The 2,067-nt window shown below is 28.5% G+C and carries 3 protein-coding genes and 1 pseudogene; 3 read left to right on the forward strand and 1 reads right to left on the reverse strand.

Translation table 11 applies throughout. From position 1 onward, the window contains the following. Both BPMYX0001_RS34420 and BPMYX0001_RS28680 read left to right on the forward strand, forming a co-directional pair. Positions 1-106 (forward strand): annotated as a pseudogene (locus BPMYX0001_RS34420) (IS6 family transposase); the annotation flags it as partial. A gap of 117 nt (positions 107-223) precedes the next feature. Next, positions 224-619, forward strand: coding sequence for a hypothetical protein (locus BPMYX0001_RS28680; RefSeq protein ID WP_240517014.1), 396 nt, complete (start codon positions 224-226; stop codon positions 617-619). 92 nt (positions 620-711) lie between these two features. Here the strand turns inward: BPMYX0001_RS28680 and BPMYX0001_RS28685 are convergent, their stop codons facing one another. Continuing rightward, complete coding sequence (locus BPMYX0001_RS28685; protein ID WP_033799560.1) at positions 712-921, reverse strand: hypothetical protein; 210 nt, start codon at positions 919-921, stop codon at positions 712-714. A gap of 251 nt (positions 922-1,172) precedes the next feature. Here BPMYX0001_RS28685 and BPMYX0001_RS28690 point away from each other — a divergent pair, with 251 nt between their 5' ends. Beyond that, on the forward strand, positions 1,173-2,006 hold the full coding sequence (locus BPMYX0001_RS28690) for a type II CAAX endopeptidase family protein (protein ID WP_033799561.1): 834 nt from the start codon (positions 1,173-1,175) through the stop codon (positions 2,004-2,006). Positions 2,007-2,067 lie beyond the last annotated feature (61 nt).

Below are 2,067 nucleotides of genomic sequence, written 5' to 3' on the forward strand. Positions count from 1 at the left end.
CGTTGAAGCCATGCATATGATGAAAAAAGGACAACTTAACCTACAGGTGAAGTCTGCTCAAAATGAAGTTGGGTTCATACATAAGTTATTTGGAATTGCATCATAATCTGTCATTGAATAGGCCATGTAGGTTCTATATCTCTATCAAATGGTTTTTGCACCAGAACCCATAATTCAGACTATCGAAAGTTCCTTTAAAGCATACTACTTAATGAGGTGATCTATGTTTATTGGTAACTGCTTTATCTTGTATAGTATTATGAGTTCTTTGCATTTAGGTAATGTACAACAGGTACAAGAGCCTACTCCCCAAATCATAAAGACATATACAAATATCCCTGAAATAAATAACTGGGTTAGTGTTCCGCTGGGAACTGAGGAAATCACTATATACGTGAAAGCTAAAAATACAGAAACTATATTGTTTTGGCTTGTACCAACAGGTACAGCTACATGGAAAGAAAGAAAGCTGCTGGGATATGATACTGATGAAACAGATGGATGGTCCTTAAAATGGAATATAAAAGGTAAAATGCTACATAATCATATACATGTACAAGCTCTTGGTTATACGTCAATAAGTAATGATTTAATTAATATCAATTCAGAACCTAAATAAAAAGGAAAGCCTCTATAATAAGGCTTTCCTTTTTATTTACATAATTCACGTTATCCGTAGTTTAATTTATATTGTTTACCTGTTTTTTGATTTCATTTTTTCCAATTTGAATAATAATAAATGAACTGAATTAATAAAGTTATTACTGAAATTCCAGTTAAGGTTACAAAAAAAGTTAATCCCAAATTTGATAAATAGGTTACTATCAGAGTGATAACTACAAAAGGAATTGAGGTTAAAACATTATAAAAACGTTTTTTATAAAAAAGATGATCTTTTTCATTTATATAATTATCGACCATAAAAATCCTCCTCTTTCTTTTCTAAACTTCATGTATATTCACATTAATAGAACACCTAAATTTTACCACACCATAAGGTGTTATTAACATAAATCCCGTTATAAGCAGTTAAAAATGTATTATATTAATCGACTAGTAATATTTTGAAAAAAATACAGCTAGAATAGAAAGAAAATTCAGCGTTATTATAATGATGTACTGAATAGGTACATTATTGTATTTTAAAAATTTAACTTAAGGTGGGATTGTATGTGAATGGAGATAAAAAACTGAAAAAACCAGTGGTAAGTTTTATATTATTAACCAACATTATTTTTTGGCCACTGTTTCTTCTTGTAGGAGTCATAAAGTTATTAAATTTTCCAGTGTGGATTTTTGATGTAATGCTTTGTATATCAGCTTGGTCTTCCACTTTTGCTTTTGTATTGCTATTTAAAAAACTCTATCCTGAACAGAGTTTTATTCGATTCTTAAAAGCTAGATTTAAAAATAAACTTAGTTTCCCCATAGTTCTTACTGTAAGTATGATTCAAATAATTATATTTTTGACAATGTTGTTTCTCGTGTCGATTAACAGTGAAGCAAACTCGATTTTTAATAGAACTACATGGGGTGTGTTAATTTATTACTTTATTAAAACTATTGTGTCCGGACCACTAGGAGAAGAATTAGGGTGGAGAGGTTTTGCACTAATGGAGCTTCAAAAAAAATATTCGCCATTAAAATCTTCAATAATTATTGGTTTTTGGTGGGGAATGTGGCATTTACCTATATGGTTTACTACAGGTTTTACAGGCAGTAATTTAATCAAATATATTTTGTTTTTTATGATTACAATTATATCTACTACAATTGTCATGACAACATTTTATAATTTAAATCGAAATTTAATTATTCCAATGATCATCCACTTTTTCTTTAATTTTTTTATAGGCATAATAAATGGACAATTAATTGAATTAATTATGTATAATGCAATTTTTTATTTAATAGTTGCGGTTTTAATTATAGTTATAAATCCAAAGAAAGTATTATACGGGAACGAAACTACAAAGTTTGTTAATGGAGATCGTGATTTGATTTAGTAATAGTTTTTACAGTTTTTTCATGTATGTTCTATACGAGATTAGTAGACATAACGTCTCA

Origin of the sequence: Bacillus pseudomycoides DSM 12442 (genome assembly GCF_000161455.1) — a bacterium.
Lineage (GTDB): Bacteria > Bacillota > Bacilli > Bacillales > Bacillaceae_G > Bacillus_A > Bacillus_A pseudomycoides.